This window comes from Streptomyces sp. CNP082 (genome assembly GCF_059570535.1).
In genome coordinates, this window is record NZ_JCANSZ010000038.1 from 30,707 (window position 1) to 49,977 (window position 19,271).

General features: G+C 70.4%; 18 protein-coding genes. 10 read left to right on the forward strand and 8 right to left on the reverse strand.

The window, feature by feature from the left end; translation table 11 throughout:
- Positions 1 to 12: 12 nt before the first annotated feature.
- From iolD to B124_RS25850, 6 genes are all read left to right on the forward strand, one after another.
- Complete coding sequence (gene iolD, locus B124_RS25825) at positions 13 to 1,977, forward strand: 3D-(3,5/4)-trihydroxycyclohexane-1,2-dione acylhydrolase (decyclizing) (protein ID WP_496505351.1); 1,965 nt, start codon at positions 13 to 15, stop codon at positions 1,975 to 1,977.
- Positions 1,974 to 2,774: an HpcH/HpaI aldolase family protein gene (locus tag B124_RS25830; RefSeq protein ID WP_496505352.1), complete on the forward strand. Its 801-nt coding sequence runs from the start codon at positions 1,974 to 1,976 to the stop codon at positions 2,772 to 2,774. Before iolD ends, B124_RS25830 begins: the two co-directional genes overlap by 4 nt.
- A gap of 16 nt (positions 2,775 to 2,790) precedes the next feature.
- A complete protein-coding gene (locus B124_RS25835; protein ID WP_496505353.1) occupies positions 2,791 to 4,008 on the forward strand; it encodes a Gfo/Idh/MocA family protein in 1,218 nt (405 codons plus the stop codon).
- A 4-nt stretch (positions 4,009 to 4,012) separates the two neighbouring features.
- Entirely contained in the window at positions 4,013 to 4,972 is a 960-nt protein-coding gene (locus B124_RS25840) for an NAD(P)-dependent oxidoreductase (protein ID WP_496505354.1), read from the forward strand.
- Complete coding sequence (locus tag B124_RS25845) at positions 4,969 to 5,856, forward strand: sugar phosphate isomerase/epimerase family protein (RefSeq protein WP_496505355.1); 888 nt, start codon at positions 4,969 to 4,971, stop codon at positions 5,854 to 5,856. The genes B124_RS25840 and B124_RS25845 overlap by 4 nt, the downstream gene beginning before the upstream one ends.
- Before the next feature lie 159 nt (positions 5,857 to 6,015).
- Positions 6,016 to 6,864: a sugar phosphate isomerase/epimerase family protein gene (locus B124_RS25850; protein WP_496505356.1), complete on the forward strand. Its 849-nt coding sequence runs from the start codon at positions 6,016 to 6,018 to the stop codon at positions 6,862 to 6,864.
- Between the two features lie 44 nt (positions 6,865 to 6,908).
- Here B124_RS25850 and B124_RS25855 read toward each other — a convergent pair whose 3' ends face one another.
- From B124_RS25855 to iolC, 5 genes are read right to left on the reverse strand one after another with little or no spacing between them, the layout of a single operon-like run.
- A complete protein-coding gene (locus B124_RS25855) occupies positions 6,909 to 7,682 on the reverse strand; it encodes a GntR family transcriptional regulator (protein ID WP_496505357.1) in 774 nt (257 codons plus the stop codon).
- A 2-nt stretch (positions 7,683 to 7,684) separates the two neighbouring features.
- Positions 7,685 to 9,184 carry a CoA-acylating methylmalonate-semialdehyde dehydrogenase gene (mmsA, locus tag B124_RS25860; protein ID WP_496505358.1) on the reverse strand — a complete coding sequence of 500 codons (1,500 nt, stop codon included), beginning with the start codon at positions 9,182 to 9,184 and terminating at the stop codon, positions 7,685 to 7,687.
- Between the two features lie 31 nt (positions 9,185 to 9,215).
- Positions 9,216 to 10,127 (reverse strand): 5-deoxy-glucuronate isomerase, encoded by a 912-nt coding sequence (iolB, locus tag B124_RS25865; RefSeq protein ID WP_496505359.1) that lies wholly within the window; start codon positions 10,125 to 10,127, stop codon positions 9,216 to 9,218.
- 29 nt (positions 10,128 to 10,156) lie between these two features.
- A complete protein-coding gene (locus B124_RS25870) occupies positions 10,157 to 11,044 on the reverse strand; it encodes a Cgl0159 family (beta/alpha)8-fold protein (protein WP_496505360.1) in 888 nt (295 codons plus the stop codon).
- A gap of 33 nt (positions 11,045 to 11,077) precedes the next feature.
- A complete protein-coding gene (gene iolC / locus B124_RS25875) occupies positions 11,078 to 12,025 on the reverse strand; it encodes a 5-dehydro-2-deoxygluconokinase (protein WP_496505361.1) in 948 nt (315 codons plus the stop codon).
- 296 nt (positions 12,026 to 12,321) lie between these two features.
- Between iolC and B124_RS25880 the strand changes: the two genes are divergently transcribed.
- The 4 genes from B124_RS25880 to B124_RS25895 are packed head-to-tail and all read left to right on the forward strand — an operon-like array spanning position 12,322 to position 16,374.
- Positions 12,322 to 13,338: a sugar ABC transporter substrate-binding protein gene (locus B124_RS25880; RefSeq protein ID WP_496505362.1), complete on the forward strand. Its 1,017-nt coding sequence runs from the start codon at positions 12,322 to 12,324 to the stop codon at positions 13,336 to 13,338.
- On the forward strand, positions 13,338 to 14,417 hold the full coding sequence (locus B124_RS25885; RefSeq protein ID WP_496505363.1) for an ABC transporter permease: 1,080 nt from the start codon (positions 13,338 to 13,340) through the stop codon (positions 14,415 to 14,417). The genes B124_RS25880 and B124_RS25885 overlap by 1 nt, the downstream gene beginning before the upstream one ends.
- A 5-nt stretch (positions 14,418 to 14,422) precedes the next feature.
- Entirely contained in the window at positions 14,423 to 15,325 is a 903-nt protein-coding gene (locus B124_RS25890; protein ID WP_496505364.1) for an ATP-binding cassette domain-containing protein, read from the forward strand.
- A 29-nt stretch (positions 15,326 to 15,354) separates the two neighbouring features.
- Positions 15,355 to 16,374 (forward strand): Gfo/Idh/MocA family protein, encoded by a 1,020-nt coding sequence (locus B124_RS25895; RefSeq protein ID WP_496505365.1) that lies wholly within the window; start codon positions 15,355 to 15,357, stop codon positions 16,372 to 16,374.
- Between the two features lie 58 nt (positions 16,375 to 16,432).
- Here the strand turns inward: B124_RS25895 and B124_RS25900 are convergent, their stop codons facing one another.
- Genes B124_RS25900 through B124_RS25910 form a run of 3 tightly spaced genes read right to left on the reverse strand, consistent with a single transcriptional unit; the run spans position 16,433 to position 19,269 of the window.
- Positions 16,433 to 17,452 carry a Gfo/Idh/MocA family protein gene (locus B124_RS25900; protein WP_496505366.1) on the reverse strand — a complete coding sequence of 340 codons (1,020 nt, stop codon included), beginning with the start codon at positions 17,450 to 17,452 and terminating at the stop codon, positions 16,433 to 16,435.
- Positions 17,449 to 18,453, reverse strand: coding sequence for a Gfo/Idh/MocA family protein (locus B124_RS25905; protein ID WP_496505367.1), 1,005 nt, complete (start codon positions 18,451 to 18,453; stop codon positions 17,449 to 17,451). Before B124_RS25905 ends, B124_RS25900 begins: the two co-directional genes overlap by 4 nt.
- A 54-nt stretch (positions 18,454 to 18,507) precedes the next feature.
- Entirely contained in the window at positions 18,508 to 19,269 is a 762-nt protein-coding gene (locus B124_RS25910) for an SDR family oxidoreductase (protein WP_496505368.1), read from the reverse strand.
- Between the last annotated feature and the right edge of the window lie 2 nt (positions 19,270 to 19,271).

Consider the following 19,271-nt stretch of genomic DNA (forward strand, 5'->3'; position numbering starts at 1 on the left):
AGGAGCCGACTCATGACCGATCGGACGCAACAGGGCACGGTGCGCCTCACCGTCGCCCAGGCCGTCGTCACCTACCTCTCCCGGCAGTACTCCGTGGCCGACGGCCACCGCCGCCGCCTCATACCGGCCGCGCTGGGCATCTTCGGCCACGGCAACGTGGCCGGGCTCGGCCAGGCCCTCGACCAGCTCAGCGACCAACTCCCCTTCATCCAGGGCCGCAACGAGCAGGCACTCGTCCACATCGCGACCGCCTACGGCAAGGCCACGCGCAGGCACGCCACCCTCGCCGTGACCGCCTCCATCGGCCCGGGCGCGCTCAACATGGTGACCGGCGCGGGCCTCGCCACCGTCAACCGGCTGCCCGTCCTGCTGCTGCCCGGCGACACCTACGCGACCCGCCACCAGGGGCCCGTACTCCAGCAGTTGCAGCACCCCATCGAGGCCGACGCCTCGGTGAACGACGCCTTCCGGCCCGTCTCCCGCTTCTTCGACCGGATCACCCGGCCCGAGCAGCTCCTCACCGCGCTGCCCGCCGCGATGCGGGCGCTCACCGACGTCGACACCGGCGCGGTCGTTCTCTCCCTCCCGCAGGACATCCAGTCTCACGCCTACGACTACCCGGCGGAGTTCTTCGCCGAGCACGACTGGCCGATCCGCCGCCCCGCGCCGGACGCCGACGAGGTCGCGGCGGTCGCGCGGATGCTCGCCGAGGCGGAGAAGCCGCTGATCATCGCCGGTGGCGGGGTCGTGTACTCCGGTGCCACCGGGGAGCTGGAGGCCCTCGCCGACGCGGCGGGCATCCCCGTCACGGAGACGTTCGCGGGCAAGGGCGCGGTCCAGCGCCGCGCCTGGTGGCAGCTCGGCGGCATCGGTCTGGAGGGTACTCCGGCGGTCAACGTCCTTGCCCGGGAAGCCGACTTCGTGCTCACCGTCGGCTCGCGGCTGACGGACTTCGCCACCGCCTCGCACTCCATCTTCCAGAACCCGGCCGTGCGCTTCGCGAGCATCAACGTCAACGTGCACGACGCGGGCCGCCTGGGCGCGACCGGCATCGTGGCCGACGCCAAGCGGGCCCTGGCCGCGCTGACGGACGCCGTACGCGCGAACGGCACCACCACACCGGCGGGCTGGCAGAAGAAGGTGCGCGCCCTGGACGAGGTGTGGCGGGAGCAGCGTGCCGCCGCGCTCGACCCGGACACCTCCTTCGACTTCGCGTCGCTGCCCGACGACTCCGATGTCGTACGCGACACCGGAGCGGTCCTCACCCAGGGCCAGCTGATCGGTCTGCTCCAGGAGCACGCGCAGTCCGGCGACACGATCATCGCCGCCGCAGGCGGTCCGCCCGGCGACCTGCAGAAGGTGTGGGACGCCACCGAAGGCCGGTTCGCCCACCTGGAGTTCGGCTTCTCCTGCATGGGCTACGAGCTGCCCGCCGCGATCGGCGTCCGCTTCGCCGAGCCGGACCCGTCGAAGCGGGTGCTGTCCCTGCTCGGCGACGGAACCTTCCTCATGGCGCCGACGGAGCTGGTCACGGCCGCCCAGGAGAGGCTCCCGCTCACGATCGTGATCCCGGAGAACCACGGCTACCAGGTCATCCACCGACTCCAGATGGGCCGCAACGGACAGGAGTTCGGCAACGAGTTCCGGTACCGCGACGGCAGCCTGGAGATCGGCTCCGGCAAGCCCGCCCGCCTGGAGGGCGACTACATCCAGGTCGACCTCGTCAAGACCGCCGAGGGCCTCGGCGCACGTGCCCTCCGCGCCACGACCGCCGACGAGGTGCGTGCCGCACTGGCCGAGACGCGCGACCACAAGGGCCCGGTCGTCCTGGTCGTCCCCGTGATCCCGCACGCCGACCTGCCCGGCGCCGGCGTGTGGTGGGACGTGGCCCCGGCCGAGGTCTCCGAGCAGGAAACGGCCGCGCAGCTGCGCGGCGAGTACGAAGAGGGTCTGGCGTCGCAGAGGTGGTACGGATGAACAGCTCTCCCCTGGATCTGAATCGCTCTCCCTTGGACCACGGCCGCCTGCGCGCCCGCCTCGCCGCCGGTGAGGCCACTCTGGGCACCTTCGTGGGCACCGCCTCCCCGGTCACGGCCGAGGTGTGCGCTGCCGCCGGGGCCGACTGGCTGCTGCTCGACCTCGAACACGGCGCCGGAGGCGAGGAGCAGGTCCGTACGACCGTCCCCGCCGCGGCGGCCTACGGGGTGCCGACCGTCGTACGTGTCGAGTCCGTGGCCCGGATCCGCATCGGCCGCGTCCTCGACCTCGGCGTGGCCGGGGTGATGCTGCCGCGCCTCGACACGGCGGCCGAAGTCCGGGAAGCGATACGGCACCTGAGGTACCCGCCCGCGGGGGATCGGGGCGTGGCCACCTACAACCGGGCCTGCCGTTTCGGACTCGACCCCGAAGCCCTGGACCGTGAGGGAGAGATCCTCGGCGTGGTCCAGATCGAGTCGGCGAGCGCGCTGGACGAGGTCGAGGCCATCGCGGCCCTCGACGGCGTCGACGTGCTGTTCGTCGGCCCCCGCGACCTCAGCCACGACCTCGGCGTGCCGGGCGAGTTCAGCGCCCCGGTCTACCGGAAGGCGCTGGAGCGCGTCCGCAAGGCCGCCGCCGACCACGGCAAGGCGTGCGGGCTCCTCGTCCCCGACGGAGCGGCCGCGGCCGCCAAGCGGGCCGAGGGCTGGACGTTCATCGGTATCGGATCCGACTCGACCCTGCTCGCCGCCGCCCTGTCCACCGCGCTCGGCCAGGCCCGGGCCCAGGCCCTGTGACCATCGGGAGACATCGATGACCCCCACCACCCCGGGCGCCGCACGTGAGATCGGCGTCGGACTGATCAGCGTCGGCTGGATGGGCAAACTCCACAGCCGCGCCTACCAGGCCCTGCCCTCCGTCTACCCCGAGCTGGGCATCAAGCCCCGCCTGGTGCACGCCGCCGACACGGCCGAGGACCGCGCCGGCTACGCCCGTGACGTCCTCGGCTATGAGAAGGCCACGACCGACTACCGCGCCGTCCTCGACGACCCGGACGTCGACGTCGTCTCGATCTGCGCACCCAACCTCTTCCACCACGAGATCGGCATCGCCGCCGCCAAGACCGGCAAGCCGTTCTGGATCGAGAAGCCCGTCGGGCGCGGCGCCGAGGAGACCGCCGAGGTCGCCGCCGCGGCGCGCGCGGCCGGGGTCGTCACTTCCATCGGCTACAACTACCGGCACGCCCCCGCCGTCGAGCGGGCCCGCGAGCTGATCGCCGAGGGCAGACTCGGCCGGATCACCAACGTGCGCGCCACCTTCTTCTCCGGCTACGCCTCCGAGCCCAAGGGCGCCCTGTCCTGGCGCTTCAAGCGGGACCTGGCCGGGCACGGCGCGCTCGGCGACCTGATGAGCCATGTCGTGGACCTGGTCAGCTACATCGTCGCCCCCATCGACGAGGTCTCCGCCCTCACCAGCACCGTCTACACCGAGCGCCCGATCCTGCCCATGGGCTCGGGCACGCACTTCGCGGTGATCGAGGACGGTGAGATGGCCACCGTGGAGAACGACGACTACAGCGCCGCCCTGGTCCGCTTCAGTGGTGGAGCCGTGGGCACCCTGGAGGCGTCCCGCATCATCGTCGGCCCGCAGTGCGGCATCGGCTTCGAGATCTACGGCACCGACGGCTCGGTCGCCTGGAACTTCGAGCGCATGAACGAACTGCGGGTCGCCCTCGACCGCAGCGGCCCCCACCAGGGCTACACCACCGTGCTCGGCAACGGTCACATGGGCGACTACGCCAGCTTCCAGCCCGGTCCCGGGAACACCATGGGCTACGACGACCTCAAGGTGATCGAGGCCAAGAAGTTCCTTGCCGCCGTGGCCGGCATCGAGCACCACAACTCGACGATCGAGGACGCGCACGCCGTCGCCGAGGTGATCGCGGCCGCGGCCGCCTCCGCGGAGAGTGGCTCCTGGCAGCCGGTGCCCGAGGTGCCGGGGGCGAACTTCGGTCATCCGGTGCGGAGTTGATCGTATGACCAAGCATGTCACCGAGCATGTCGTAGTGGCCCTCGGCCCCGTCGACACCGACACGGTGGGCCCCGTCCTCGGGGAGCGGGTCACCTTCGTCACCGATCCCACGCCCGCCGACCTCGCCCTCGCCGAGGGCGCCATCGTCCGCGCCGACCGGCGGGTCGACGAGGACTTCCTCCGGCAGACCCCCCGGCTGCGGGTCATCGCCCGCACCGGCGTCGGCGTCGACCTGGTCGACGTGGCGGCGGCCTCCGCCCGCGGGATCGCCGTGGTCATCACCCCGAACAGCGGCAGCCGGGCCGTGGCCGAGGGCGTCTTCGCCATGGCCCTGCACCTGACCAAGCGGCTGAAACCGCTGACCGACCTGGTACGGGACGGCCGCTGGGCCGAGCGGAACGCCGTACCGGTCGGCGACCTGGACGGCGCCACCATCGGGATCGTCGGCTACGGCCGCATCGGCCGCCGGGTGGGCGAACTCGCCGCCGCTTTCGGGATGTGGACGCTCGCCCACGACCCGTTCAGCCCGCCGCCCGCCGAGTTCGCCTGTGCCGACCTCGGTGAACTGGCCGAGTCGAGCGACGTGCTCACCTTGCACGCGCCGCTCGTGGAGGGCACCCGGCACCTCGTGAACGAGGACCTGCTGTCCCGCATCAAGCCGGGAGCGATCCTGATCAACTGCGGCCGGGGCGGCCTGCTCGACCCGGACGCCACCCTGGCCGCCCTGGAGTCGGGCTGGCTGTCGGGCGTCGGACTGGACGTGTTCGACCCCGAACCGGCCCCCTACCACCCGCTGTTCGACCACCCCGACGTCGTCCTCACCCCCCACCTAATGGGCATGACGTGGCGAGCGCAGACCCTGACCTTCGCCGACGCCGCCCGCGGTGTCGCCGATGTCCTCGCGGGCCGCCCGCCGACCGCGGTCGCCAACCCCGACTGGAACCACCGAAAGGCCACGGCATGACCACGTCACCCCTGAACAGGATCGCCGGTGCGCCCATCTCCTGGGGCGTGTGCGAAGTCCCCGGCTGGGGCTACCAGTTGACGCCCGAACGGGTACTGAACGAGATGCGCGAAGTCGGCCTGGCCGCCACCGAGATCGGCCCCGAGGGCTTCCTGCCCGGCGAGCCTGACGCCATGGCCCGGACGCTCGCCCACCACGACCTCCACGCGGTCGGCGGCTTCACCCCGCTGCTGCTGCACGTGCCCGGACACGACCCGCTGCCCGAGACCGAACAGCTCCTTCAGAGCTACGCCGCCTCGAACGCGGAAGTCCTCGTCCTGTCGGCCGTCACCGGCCAGGACGGCTACGACTCCCGCCCCGAACTCGACGCCGACGGCTGGAAGCTGCTGCTGTCCAACCTCGACCGGCTCTCCTCGCTGGCCGCCGAACGCGGCGTACGCGCCGTCCTGCACCCGCACGTCGGCACGATGATCGAGAACGGCGACGAGGTCCGACGCGTCCTGGAGCACTCGGCGATCTCCCTCTGCCTCGACACCGGCCACCTGCTCATCGGCGGCACCGACCCGGCCGAACTCACCCGCCAGGCACCCGAGCGCATCGCCCACACCCACATGAAGGACGTGGACGCCTCCCTCGCCGCCAAGGTCCAGTCGGGCCGCCTCGCCTACACCGAGGCCGTACGCGGGGGCATGTACCGCCCGCTGGGCGCGGGAGACGTGGACGTCCAGGCCATCGTCACCCACCTCAGCGCACGCGGCTACGACGGCTGGTACGTCCTGGAACAGGACACCATCCTGACCGAGGAGCCCAAGGAAAAGGGGCCGGTCGAGGATGTGTGGGCCAGCGCCGAGCATCTGCGCACGGTGCTGCGCGGGGTCGCGTAGCCGTATACAGGTCCTGATGTGTTTTTGATGGCTTCTGAGGGATTGACCGGCGCGTGCAGGGCATCCAAGAATGCCGAGGCGTCGTGCGCCCATTCTTATAGTTGCCATTCGTTGCGTGCCGGCGTCTTTTTCCGAACATGAGGAATCCAGGAAACAGAAATGACCGCTGACGAATTTCTGGCCACTTGTTGGACCACCGCGGGCGACGCCGCTCCCGATGAGGAAGACCAGCGCAGTCCGCTGAACCTGCGGGAGCGGGTGGAAGCGGCGCGCGACGCCGGATTCACGGGCTTCGGGCTGCTGTACTGGGACCTAGTGGAGGCCGAGCGCGCGTACGGGCTCGCCGGCATCCGGTCGCTCTTCGAGGACAACGGCATCAGCCACATCGAGTTGGAGCTGCTGACCGACTGGTGGGCCGATGGACCCCGGCGGGTCGCGTCGGACGCCGTCCGCGTCGGAATGCTGCGGGCCATCGAGGCGCTCGGCGCACGCACCTTCAAGATCGGCCCCGACGTGGCGGACGCGCCCTGGGACCTCGACGTCTGGGCCAAGGAGTTCGCCACGCTGGCGGCGCAGGCCGACGGGGTGGGCGCCCGGCTCGGGATCGAGCCCCTGCCCTGGTCCAACCTCAAGACGGTGCACGACGGCCTGAGGCTCGTCGAGACCGCCGGTCACCCGGCGGGCGGCCTCATCATCGACGTCTGGCACACCGAGCGCGCCCACACCCCGCCCGCCGACCTGGCGGACGTACCCGGGTCGCGGATCGTGGGCGTGGAACTCAACGACGCCGACAGCCAGGTCGTCGGCACGCTCTTCGAGGACACCGTCCATCGCCGTCGCCTGTGCGGAGAGGGTTCTTTCGACCTCCCCGGGATCATCACCGCGCTCCGCACGGCCGGCTTTCGCGGCCCCTGGGGCGTGGAGATCCTCTCCGACACACACCGTGCGCTGCCGGTGCGGGAGGCCGTCGCGGCGGCGTACCGGAGTGCCGCGGCGCTGGTGAAGTAGGTCTGGTAAAGGCCACAGGGGTGGCGGGGACGAATGCCCACGCCCTACCTCCGCATGAGCAGCTGGAACTCGAACACGTAGCGCGCCGCGTGGTAGAGATGCGTGCCGTACTCCACGGCCTCCCCAGCGGCGTTGTACGCCGTGCGCCGCATGGCGAGCAGGGGCGCGCCCTCGACTTCCCCGAGGTGTTCGCCCTCCTCGGCGGTGGCCGCATGGGCGCCGATCGCCTGATGCGCGCTGTGCAGACTGATGCGGGCCGCGCGCAGGATCCGGTACAGACCCGTGGCCTCCAGCAGCTCCGTGTCCAGGTCGAGCAGCAGGTCGGTCGGCAGGTAGTTGCGCAGGACGGCCACGGCGAGTCCGTCCGCGTACCGGATCCGCTCCAACCGGACCACGCTGTCGCCCTTCCTGATACCCAGCGCTGCGGCGACCTCGGCGGACGCGGGCACGACGTCGTTGCGTACCACCCGTGTGCTCGGTGCCTGCCCGGCCTCCTCCAGGTCGTCGTAGAGACTGGTGAGTTCCAGAGGGCGCCTGACCGTGCTGTGCACGACCTGGGTGCCGACGCCCCGACGCCGTACCAACAGCCCCTTCTCGACCAGGGCCTTGATGCCCTGCCGGACGGTCGGCCGTGACAGGCCGAGCCGTCCGGCGAGGTCGATCTCGTTGCCGAGCAGGGCGCCCGGGAGGAGCAGGCCGTGCTCGATGGCCTGCTCCAACTGCTGGGCGAACTGGTGGTGCAGCGGTACCGGGCTCGTACGGTCGATGGCGATGTCGAGCACAGCCGTGCCGCCCTCCGCCTTCCGGCGCCCGGGCATCATCAGTGGTTGCGCGGGAACCCGAGGTCGACGCCGGTGGGGGCGTCGGCCGGGTCGGGCCAGCGGGTGGTGACGACCTTGCCGCGGGTGTAGAAGTGGGTGCCGTCGTTGCCGTAGATGTGGTGGTCGCCGAAGAGCGAGTCCTTCCAGCCACCGAAGCTGTGGTAGCCGACGGGGACCGGGATCGGGACGTTCACGCCGACCATGCCGGCCTCGACCTCCAGCTGGAAGCGGCGGGCGGCGCCGCCGTCCCGGGTGAAGATCGCGGTGCCGTTGCCGAACGGCGAGCTGTTGATGAGGGCCACGCCCTCCTCGTAGGTCTCGGCGCGCAGCACGCACAGGACCGGGCCGAAGATCTCGTCCTGGTACGCCTTCGCGCTGGTCGGCACCTTGTCGAGCAGCGAGATGCCGATCCAGTGGCCGTCCTCGAAGCCGTCGACCGTGTAGCCGGTGCCGTCGAGGACCACCTCGGCGCCCTCGGCGGCGGCGCCGGTGACGTAGGAGGCCACCTTGTCGCGGTGCACGGCCGTGATCAGCGGGCCCATCTCGGACGTCGGGTCGTTGCCGGGGCCGATCTTGATCTTCTCGGCGCGCTCGCGGATCTTCTCCACCAGCTCGTCGCCGATCGCGCCGACCGCCACGACCGCGGAGATGGCCATGCAGCGCTCGCCCGCGGAGCCGTAGGCGGCCGATACGGCGGCGTCGGCGGCCGCGTCCAGGTCGGCGTCCGGGAGGACCAGCATGTGGTTCTTGGCGCCACCCAGGGCCTGGACGCGCTTGCCGTTCGCCGAGGCCGTGGTGTGGATGTAGCGGGCGATCGGGGTCGAGCCGACGAAGGAGACGGCCTTGACGTCCGGGTGCTCCAGCAGGCGGTCCACCGCCACCTTGTCACCGTGTACGACGTTGAAGACGCCGTCGGGCAGACCGGCCTCCGCGAACAGTTCGGCGATCTTCAGGGACGTCGACGGGTCCTTCTCGGACGGCTTGAGTACGAAGGTGTTGCCGCACGCGATGGCGATCGGGAACATCCACATCGGCACCATGGCCGGGAAGTTGAACGGCGTGATGCCCGCGACCACGCCCAGCGGCTGACGAATGGACGAAACGTCGACCCGGGTGGCGACCTGCGTGGAGAGTTCGCCCTTCAGCTGCACGGTGATCCCGCAGGCCAGGTCGACGATCTCCAGGCCGCGCGCGACCTCGCCGAGGGCGTCGGAGTGCACCTTGCCGTGCTCGGCGGTGATCAGCTCGGCGATGGCGTCGCGGTTGGCGTCGAGCAGCGCGCGGAACTTGAAGAGGATCGTGGTGCGCTTGGCGAGCGAGGACTGGCCCCAGGAGACGTAGGCGTCCTTCGCGGCGGCGACCGCGGCGTCCACCTCCTCGACGGAAGCGAGGGGGACCAGCTTCTCCTGGTTGCCGGTGGCTGGGTTGTGGACGGGGCCGTAGCGCTCGGACGAACCCTTGCTGGGCTTGCCGTTGATCCAGTGGTGGAGGTTCTTCATCGGGTGCGGGTTTCCTTTCGGACGGCCGGACTCAGGCGTGGTCGCGGCGACTGTCGGGGGCGGCGTAGAGGGGCAGGCGGGGGTCGACCGGCCGGCCGTCCCAGGTGTCCCGGACCCCGGCGTGGTCGGGGTGGTCGCAGATGAGCCAGGCGCGGTCGATGCCGGGGCCGGCCATGACGTTGAGGTAGTACATGTCGTGGCCGGGCGCGGCGACGGTGGGACCGTGCCAGCCGTCGGGCACGAGCACGATGTCGCCGTCGCGGACCTCGGCCAGGAGATCGGTGTTGCGGCCGTTGCCGGAGGGGGAGACCCGCTGGTAGCCGAGGCCGTCGTCACCGGCGATCTCGAAGTAGTAGATCTCCTCCAGCCGGCTCTCGCCCGGACGGTCCTCGTCGTGCTTGTGCGGCGGGAAGGAGGACCAGTTGCCGCCTGGCGTCAGGACTTCGACGGCGATGAGCTTGTCGCACTCGAAGGCCCCTGCGGCGGCGAAGTTGTTGACCTGCCGGCTGTACTGGCCGCTGCCGCGCAGCTCGACGGGAACGGCCGATGCGGGCTGGTAGCGGGCGGGCAGACGCCCCTCACAGCGTGCGCCGGTGAGGGCGAAGCGGCCGCCGCCCCGGGTGGCGAGGGAGACATGGGCATCGCGCGGGGTGTACACGAAGTCGGTGACGCCGGTGAAGACGCTCTCCCGCCCGGTCAGCCGGAACGTCCGGCCATCGACGGCGACCGTGCAGGAGCCGGACAGCGGGAGGACGATCCACTCGCTGTCGCCGGTGTCGAAGTCGTGCCAGCCGTCGGGCGGCAGGTCGAGGACGCGCAGACCGGAGTACTCCCAGCCGGCGGTCCGGGGGGTGACGTGGGCGGCGTATGGGCCGCTTGCGGTCTTGCCCGCGGGCAGGTGACACCGGTAGTCCCGGCCCTGCGGCTCGGGCGGACGGGTCACGGCGTGAGCCTCGTTCGGGCGGCGCCCGTTCACAGCAGACCCACGGCCGTGTCGACCGCGTCCTCCACGCTGCCGGAGGCGGGGTGGAGCAGCGAGCGGCCGACGACCAGACCGTGCACGGTGGGGAGTTGGAGGGCCTTGCGCCACTTCTCGTACGCGGCCTCCTGCTCCTCGGCGGACGGTCCGACGTCGCCGCCCAGCAGGACGGCGGGCAGCGTGGACGCCTCCATGACCTGCGCCATGTCGTCGGAGTTGTCGGTCACGGGGAGCTTGAGCCAGGTGTAGGCGGAGGTGCCGCCGAGGCCGGAGGCGATCGCGACGGAGTGGGTGACCGCATCGGTGCTCAGGTCGTTCCTGACGCGTCCGTCGTTCCGCCGGGAGATGAACGGCTCGATGAACAGCGGCAGTCGACGCTGGGCCATCGCGTGGACGGCCTGTGCGGTGGACTCCAGCGTGGTCAGCGAGCCCGGGTCGTCGTAGTCGATGCGCAGCAGCAGCTTGCCCGCGTCGAAGCGCAGCCGGGCGAGGTCCTCGGGCCGGTGGCCGGTGAAGCGGTCGTCCAGTTCGAAGGAGGCGCCCGCCAGGCCGCCCCGGTTCATCGATCCCATCGCCACCTTGCCCTCCAGGGCGCCGAGGAGCAGCAGGTCTTCGAGGATGTCGGCGGTGCCGAGTACTCCGTCGACGCCGGGTCTCGACAGCGCGGTGCACAGGCGTTCCAGGAGGTCGGCGCGCCGGGCCATGGCGTACGGCTGTCCGCCTGCTGCCAGAGCACCACGGGCCGGGTGATCGGCGGCGATGATCATCAGGCGGCCGCTGTCCCCGATCAGGGGGCGGCGCGTGCGGCGGGCGGCGGCCTCGGCGATGGCCTCGGGGTGCCGTGCCCGGATCGCCGGGAGGTCGGTGATGCCGATGGTCATGGGGTGACCTCTTTCGATGAGGCGTGTGGGGGGTCAGCGGCGGGCGAGGAAGTCGCCCAGCTCGGCCTGGGTGGGCATCGCGGAGGAGCAGGCGAGCCGGGAGGCGACGAGGGCGCCGGCCGCGTTCGCGTACCGCATGATCTGTTCCAGGTCCCAGCCCGTCAGGAGGCCGTGGCAGAGCGAACCGCCGAACGCGTCGCCGGCCCCCAGCCCGTTGACGACCTCGACGGGCGTGGGAGGTACCTCGGCGACCCTGCCGTCGCGGTGTACGGCGAGCACGCCCTTGGGGCCCTGCTTCACCACGGCCAGCTCCACGCCGGCGTCAAGGAGCGCCTGGGCACAAGCGCGGGACTCGCGCATGCCGGTCGCGACCTCGCACTCGTCGAGGTTGCCGACGGCGACGGTGGCGTGCCGCAGCGCCTCGGCGTAGTACGGACGGGCCTCGTCGGGGTCCTTCCAGAACATCTGGCGCCAGTCGAGGTCGAAGACGGTGATGCCCCGCTTGGCCCGTGCTTCGAGGGCGGCCAGCGTGGCGGAGCGGCTGGGCTCCTCGCTCAGGCCGGTGCCGGTGATCCAGAAGACGAGAGTGCTCCGGATGGCGTCCAGGTCGAGTTCCCCGGTCCTGATCTCCAGGTCGGGGGCCTTGGGCCGGCGGTAGAAGTACAGGGGGAAGTCGTCCGGGGGGAAGATCTCGCAGAAGGTGACGGGCGTCGGGTGGTCGGCCACGGGCGACACCCAGCGGTCGTCGACCCCGAACCCCTTGAGCGCCTCGTGCACATACCTGCCGAACGGGTCCTGCCCGGTGCGGGTGATCACGGCGGTGGAACGTCCGAGACGGGCTGCGGCGACCGCGACGTTGGTGGCGGAGCCGCCCAGGAACTTGCCGAAGCTCTCGACCCTTTCCAGGGGGACCCCGGTCTGCAGTGGATATATGTCGACGCCCGTTCGGCCCATGGTTATCACATCAAAGGAAGCGTTCATTCGTGGATCTCCTGCATGCGGGCACGCATCCCCCGTCGCGATCAGGAAGGCGAAGGGAAAGGGCCGGGGACGCCCGGCCATTTCAGGTGTAGAGGTCACGCGCAGCCAGCGTCAAGCAATTGTTCTGACATCTTGCCCTGATGGACAAATGATGTCATTACAAGCGTTGACCTCCGGGTGGCATGACGGTTCTATCTCGTCATAGGCAACAGCAGTGTTAACGACATGTGATCAGCAGCGTCTGCTCGGTCAGCCGCCTCTCCCTTTCCCCCGCAGCACAGTGAGGTGCCGGAAAGATGGACCGTTCGTCCCACCCCCGCCCCCGCAGAATCGTCCCCGTCGTCGCGGCGGCAGCCGCCGCACTGCTTGTCGCCGGATGCTCCAGCAGCTCCGGAGGCAAGAAGGCCGAAGAGAGCGGAAACGATATCTCGGCCGGCAAGGCCAACACTCCCCGCATGACGATCGCGATGATCACGCACGCGGCCCCCGGCGACACCTTCTGGGACACGATCCGCAAGGGTGCCCAGGCCGCCGCCGCCAAGGACAACGTCAAGCTCGTCTACTCCAGCGACCCAGCCGGCCCCAACCAGTCGAACCTGGTGCAGAACGCGATCGACCAGAAGGTCGACGGCATCGCGGTCACCCTCGCCAAGCCGGACGCCATGAAGGGCGTGGTCGCCAAGGCCGAGAAGGCCGGCATCCCCGTCGTCGGCTTCAACACCGGCGTGCAGGACTGGAAGAAGCAGGGCCTGCTGTCGTACTTCGGCCAGGACGAGAGCATCGCCGGCGAGGCGTTCGGCCGCAGGCTCAACGAGGCCGGCGCCAAGCACACCGTCTGCGTGATCATGGAACAGGGGCAGGTGGCCCTGGAGGCCCGCTGCGCCGGCGTGAAGAAGACGTTCGAGGGCAAGACCGACATCCTCTACGTCAACGGCACCGACATGCCGTCGGTGAAGTCGACGATCACCGCCAAGCTCCAGCAGGACAACTCCATCGACTATGTGACGACGCTCGGCGCCCCGTTCGCGATGACCGCCATCCAGTCCATCGCCGACGCCGGCAGCAAGGCCAAGCTCGCCACGTTCGACCTCAACAAGGACGCGGTCGGCGCCATCAAGGCCGGCGAGATCCAGTGGGCCATCGACCAGCAGCCCTTCCTGCAGGGCTATCTGTCGGTCGACTCCCTGTGGCTCTACAAGAACAACGGCAACTACAGCGGCGGCGGCGTGGCACCCGTGCTGACCGGGCCGGCCTTCGTCGACAAGACCAACGTCGACAAGATCGCCCAGTTCGCCGCGAAGGGAACCCGGTGATGACCACGACCCAGACATCGGCACCGGCGACGGGCTCCCCGTCGCCGGCCCCGCCGGCCGCTCAGAAGGACGGGCGGACCTCTGAACGGCCGCTGGCCATCCAGGTGTTGGCCCGGCCCGAAGTGGGCGTCTTCCTCGGCGCCCTCGCGGTGTTCGTCTTCTTCTTCACCGCAGCGCCGACGCTCCGTGACGGCAGTTCGATGGCGACGGTGCTCTACCAGTCGTCGACCCTCGGCATCGTGACCCTGCCGGTGGCCCTGCTGATGATCGGCGGCGAGTTCGACCTGTCGTCGGGTGTCGCGGTGATCACCTCGGCGCTGACCGCGGCCATGATCAGCTATCAGCTGAGCATGAACGTCTGGGTGGGCGTGATCGTTGCGCTCCTGGTGTCGCTGGGGGTCGGCTTCCTGAACGGCTGGCTGGTGGTCAAGACCGGGCTGCCCAGCTTCCTGATCACTCTGGGCAGCTTCCTGACGCTGCAGGGCGTGAACCTCGCCGTCACCAAGCTGTTCACCGGCAATGTGGCGACCGACGGCATCAGCGACATGGACGGCTTCAACCAGGCCAAGAAGGTCTTCGCGTCGACCTTCGACGTCGGTGGCGTCCAGGTCAAGATCACCATCGTGTACTGGCTGGTCTTCGCGGCCATCGCCACCTGGGTCCTGTTGCGTACCAAGTACGGCAACTGGATCTTCGCGGTGGGCGGCAACAAGGACAGCGCGCGGGCGGTCGGCGTGCCGGTGACGTTCACGAAGATCTCGCTGTTCATGCTGGTCGGCCTCGGCGCCTGGTTCGTCGGCATGCACCAGCTGTTCACCTTCAACACCGTCCAGTCCGGCGAGGGCGTCGGGCAGGAGCTGATCTACATCTCCGCGGCCGTCATCGGCGGCTGCCTGCTGACCGGCGGCGCCGGCTCGGCGATCGGCCCGGTCTTCGGCGCGTTCATGTTCGGCATGGTCCAGCAGGGCATCGTCTTCGCGGGCTGGAACCCCGACTGGTTCAAGACGTTCCTCGGCGTGATGCTGCTCGGCGCCGCCCTCATCAATCTGTGGGTCCAGCGCACAGCGACCCGGAGGTGACCCCCATGACAAGCAACGGAACCGGCACCCACGGCGCCATCCTCCAGGACACCACGCCCGAGGGCGAGGACCGTCCCATCGTCCAGCTCCGCAACGCCGGCAAGTCCTACGGCAACATCCGCGCCCTGCACAGCGTCGACCTCGCCGTCCGCCCCAGCCAGGTCACCTGCGTGCTGGGCGACAACGGCGCCGGCAAGTCCACCCTCATCAAAATCATCTCGGGCCTGCACCAGCACACCGAGGGCGAGTTCCTCGTCGACGGCGAACCGGTGCACTTCTCGACCCCGCGCCAGGCCCTCGACCGCGGCATCGCCACCGTCTACCAGGACCTGGCGACCGTCCCGCTGATGCCGGTGTGGCGCAACTTCTTCCTCGGCTCCGAGATGACCAAGGGCCCCTGGCCGATCCGCCGCCTCGACATCGGGAAGATGAAGAAGACCGCCGACGAGGAACTGCGCAACATGGGCATCCTCCTTGACAACCTCGAACAGCCCATCGGCACCCTCTCCGGCGGCCAGCGTCAGTGCGTGGCGATTGCCCGCGCCGTCTACTTCGGCGCCCGCGTCCTGATCCTGGACGAGCCCACCGCCGCCCTCGGCGTCAAGCAGTCCGGTGTCGTGCTGAAGTACGTCGCCGCCGCCCGCGAGCGCGGCCTCGGCGTCATCTTCATCACCCACAACCCGCACCACGCCTACATGGTCGGCGACCACTTCAGCGTGCTGCGCCTGGGCACCATGGAACTGTCCGCCGAACGCAGCGAGATCACGCTGGAGGAGCTGACCAACCACATGGCCGGCGGCACCGAACTCGCCGCACTCAAGCACGAGTTGGCCCAGGTCCGCGGTGTCGACGCGGAGGAGCTACCCGAAGAGGACGCTCTTCAGGCCGGCGCCCCCCAGGCCAACTGACCCTCACCGGCACCGGAGACATCACGAACATGCCACCTCAGCGAGTACTGGGTGTTGCCGTCGTCGGCACCGGCAAGATGGGCGCGGATCATGTGCGCAGACTCCAGCACGTCGTCAGCGGGGCACGCGTGAGCGCCGTCGTCGACATCGAGGCGGAGCGCGCCAAGACGCTCGCGGACGCCATCGAGGGTTGCACGGCGTACACCGAACCCATGGCGGCCTTGGCAGCGACGGACGTCGACGCCGTACTCATCGCCTCGCCGGGGCCCGCCCACGAGGCGGCCCTGCTCGAAGCCCTCGGCCGTGACCTGCCGGTGCTGTGCGAGAAGCCGCTCACCCCCGACGCGGCCTCCGCCCTTCGCGTCCTGGAGGCGGAGCAGCGGCTCGGGCACCGGCGTATCCAGGTGGGCTTCATGCGGCGGTACGACACCGAATACATGAAGCTGAAGCGGCTCCTCGACGGCGGAGGGCTGGGCAGGGCACTGATGCTGCACCATCGGCACCGGAACCTGTCCATGCCGCCGTGGTTCACCGACGAGATGCTCATCAACGACTCGGTGGTCCACGAGATGGACGTGACCCGCTGGCTCCTCGACCAGGAGATCACAGCGGTCACCGTGCACAAGCCGGCCCCGACGTCGCATGCTCCGGCCGGTATGAACGACCCTCAATTCGTCCTCTTCGAAACCGAGTCGGGTGCCCTGGCCGACGTCGAGATCTTCGGCCACTGCGGCTACGGCTACCAGGTGCACGCCGAAGCGGTCTGCGAGCGGGGCACCGTACGCATCGGTGACGAGCACGGGCCGCGGCTGAGCGCCGACGGCCGCTGGGGCGGACGTATCACGCCGGACTACGTCGAGCACTTCGACGACGCCTACGACCGCGAGGTCCAGGCCTGGGTGGACGCCACCCGGCGCGGCGGGATCACCGGCCCCAGCGTCTGGGACGGCTACGCGGCTGCGGCCGTGTGCGAGGCGGGCGTGCTGTCCCAGCGGGAGGGGCGGCGCGTCGAGGTCGAGCCGATCGAGCGGCCTGCCTTCTACCAGTAGGCGGTACACAGCAGTTGAGGGCGGTACCCGGTCGGGTACCGCCCTCTTTCGTTGCTTCTCAGCCGACGTCCGGAAGGACCGTACGTGGCCGGACCGGGAACCCGGCCGCCCGGTAGCAGGCGTCGATGAGCCGCATGGTGGTCAGCGCGTCGTCGGCGTCGAGCACCAGCGGTGCACCGTGCCGCAGATGGGCGGCGAAGACCTCCAACTGGTAGGTGTACGAGGAGCGGCGGCCGAGTTCCTCGGTGCGCTCACCGGCGGCCGTACGCACGACGACCCGGTCGACCAGGTGGGGCTGCACGAAGTTCACCACCGTGGCTTCGCCGCGCGAGCCCACGACGCGGCAGCTCATCTGCCACTCGTGATACGCCATGTGGCAGCGGGCGGTACCCGTGACGCCGGCCGGGAACTCCAGATCGGCGTCCAGCCACTCGTCGACCCCCGCGGCCCCGGCCTTCTCCCCGCCGCGCGCGGCGACCATCCGGGGCGCCCCACCTGCCCACGGCGCGAGCATGCGCTGGGCGTGCAGGCTGTAGCACCCGAGGTCCATCAGGGCGCCGCCCGCCAGCGGGAGCGACCACCGTACGTCGCTGTCCGGCGGCGCGGGCATGGCGACCACGGTCTCGACGTGCCGCAGCTCGCCCAGCTCCCCGCTGTCCAGCAGCTCGTACAGGCGCCGGATGACCGGGTGGAACAGGTAGTGGAAGCCCTCCATGAACACCGTGCCCGCCTTGGCGACGGCCGCGTGGACCTCGGCCGCCTCCGCCGCGTTGCTCGCCGACGGCTTCTCGGTGAGGACGTGCTTGCCGGCCTGGAGGGCGGCCAGGTTCCACGGCCCGTGCAGGCCGTTGGCCAACGGGTTGTAGACGACCTCGATCTCCGGGTCGGCAACCAGATCGGCGTAGGAGTCCGCCACCCGCTCCACGCTGTGCGCGGCGGCGAAGGACTCGGCCCGGCCGCGGTCGCGGGCGGCCACCGCGACGAGGCGGTGGCCGGTCGCACGGGCCGGGCCGACGATCGACAGCTCGGCGATCCGGGCCGCGCCCAGGACGCCGATCCGCAGGGGCTGGTCCGTCATGCCTTGCGCACCTCGTCGAGCCGTACGGGCCGGTGGTCGTGGAGCGACAGGGTGCACGCCTCGGCGATCCAGCTCGCCTCGATGGCGTCCGCGACCGTGCAGGGGGAGGTACGGGTGCCGGCGACTACCTCGGTGAACGCGGTGAGTTCGGCGCGGTAGGCGGCGGTGAAGCGGTCCATGAAGAAGTGGTGCGGGGTGCCGGCCGGGAAGGTCACCCCGGGCTCCACCGAACGCAGCGGCAGTTTGTCCTCCAGGCCGACCGCGATGCTGTCCTTCATGCCGTGCAGCTCCAGACGCACGTCGTAACCGCGGGCGTTGTGGCGGGAGTTGGAGATGACGGCGATGGCGCCGTCGTCGAGGGTGAGCAGGGTGGACGCCGTGTCGACGTCACCCGCCTCACGGATGTAGTCCGCGCCGCGGTTGCCGCCGGTCGCGTACACCTCGACCACCTCGCGGCCGGTCACCCATCGCACGATGTCGAAGTCGTGCACGCTGCAGTCGCGGAAGATGCCGCCGGAGACGGCCACGTAGGCGGGCGGCGGCGGGGCGGGGTCGAGGGTGGTGGACCGTACGGTGTGCAGATCGCCGAGTTCACCGCTCACCACCGCCTTGCGCGCGGCCACACAGCCCGCGTCGAAGCGCCGGTTGTAGCCGATGTGCACCTCGACGCCGCCGCCTTCTACCGTACGCAGCACCTCCAGGCTCTCCTCGACACCGCGGGCCACGGGCTTCTCGCAGAAGACCGGGATACCTGCCTTCACAGCGGCGAGGATGAGCTGGGGGTGCGCGTCGGTCGCGGCGGCGATCACGACGCCGTCGACTCCGGCGGCGAGCAGGGTCTCGGGGGAGTCGGCGGCGGTGGCCCCGAAGCGTTCGGTGGCCGAGGCGACGGCCGCGGCCACCGGGTCGGTGACCACCAGGGAGTCCACCGCGTCGAGCCCGGAGAGGGTCTCCGTGTGGAAGGCGCCGATGCGGCCCAGTCCCATGATGCCTATACGCATGAGAATCGTGCTCCTTCTACTGAAAGTGCGGCTCAGTTCCTGCTGAAGTGCGGCTCAGTCCTGGCCGCCGAAGACGATCTGGTCCCAGTCGATGACCGAGCCGGTCACCACACCGCTGCGGTCGGAGAGCAGGAAGACGACGAAGTCGGCGATCTCGTCGACCTGCCCGAGCTTGCCCATCGGCTGCGACCGGGCGGCCTTCACCCGCCAGTCGTCGCCCGCGTCGTGGAAGGCGCGCTGCGTGGCGTCCTCGCCCTCGGTGTCCGTCCAGCCGATGTTGAGGCCGTTGATCCGGATCCGGTCCCAGCGGTGCGCGTGCGCGGCGTTGCGCGTCAGGCCGGCCAGACCGGCCTTGGCCGCCGAGTACGGCGCCAGGAAGGGCGGCCCGCCGTGCGCGCAGTTGGAGATGATGTTGACGATGGTGCCCGGCGCCCTGCGGGCCGTCATGTCGGCCACCGCCGCCTGCATCGCGAAGAACGGTGCCTTCAGGTTGATCGCGATGTGCTGGTCGAACAGTTCCGGCGTGGTGTCCAGCAGCGAGCCACGCGACGTCAGCCCGGCCGCGTTGACCAGGCAGTCGATGCGCCCGTGAGCATCGATGGCCTGTACGGCGCTGCCACGCGCCTGCGCCGGATCGGAGAGGTCCGCCCGCACGAAGCGCGCTCCCGTGTCCGCGGCGAGCTTCTCGCCGACCTCGGCCCGGCGGCCGGTGAAGACGACGCTCGCGCCCTCCCGCACGGCCGCCCGCACAATGCCCGCGCCGACGCCCTGGCTGCCGCCGTTGACGAGGACGACCTTGTCCTCAAGAAGTCCCATCA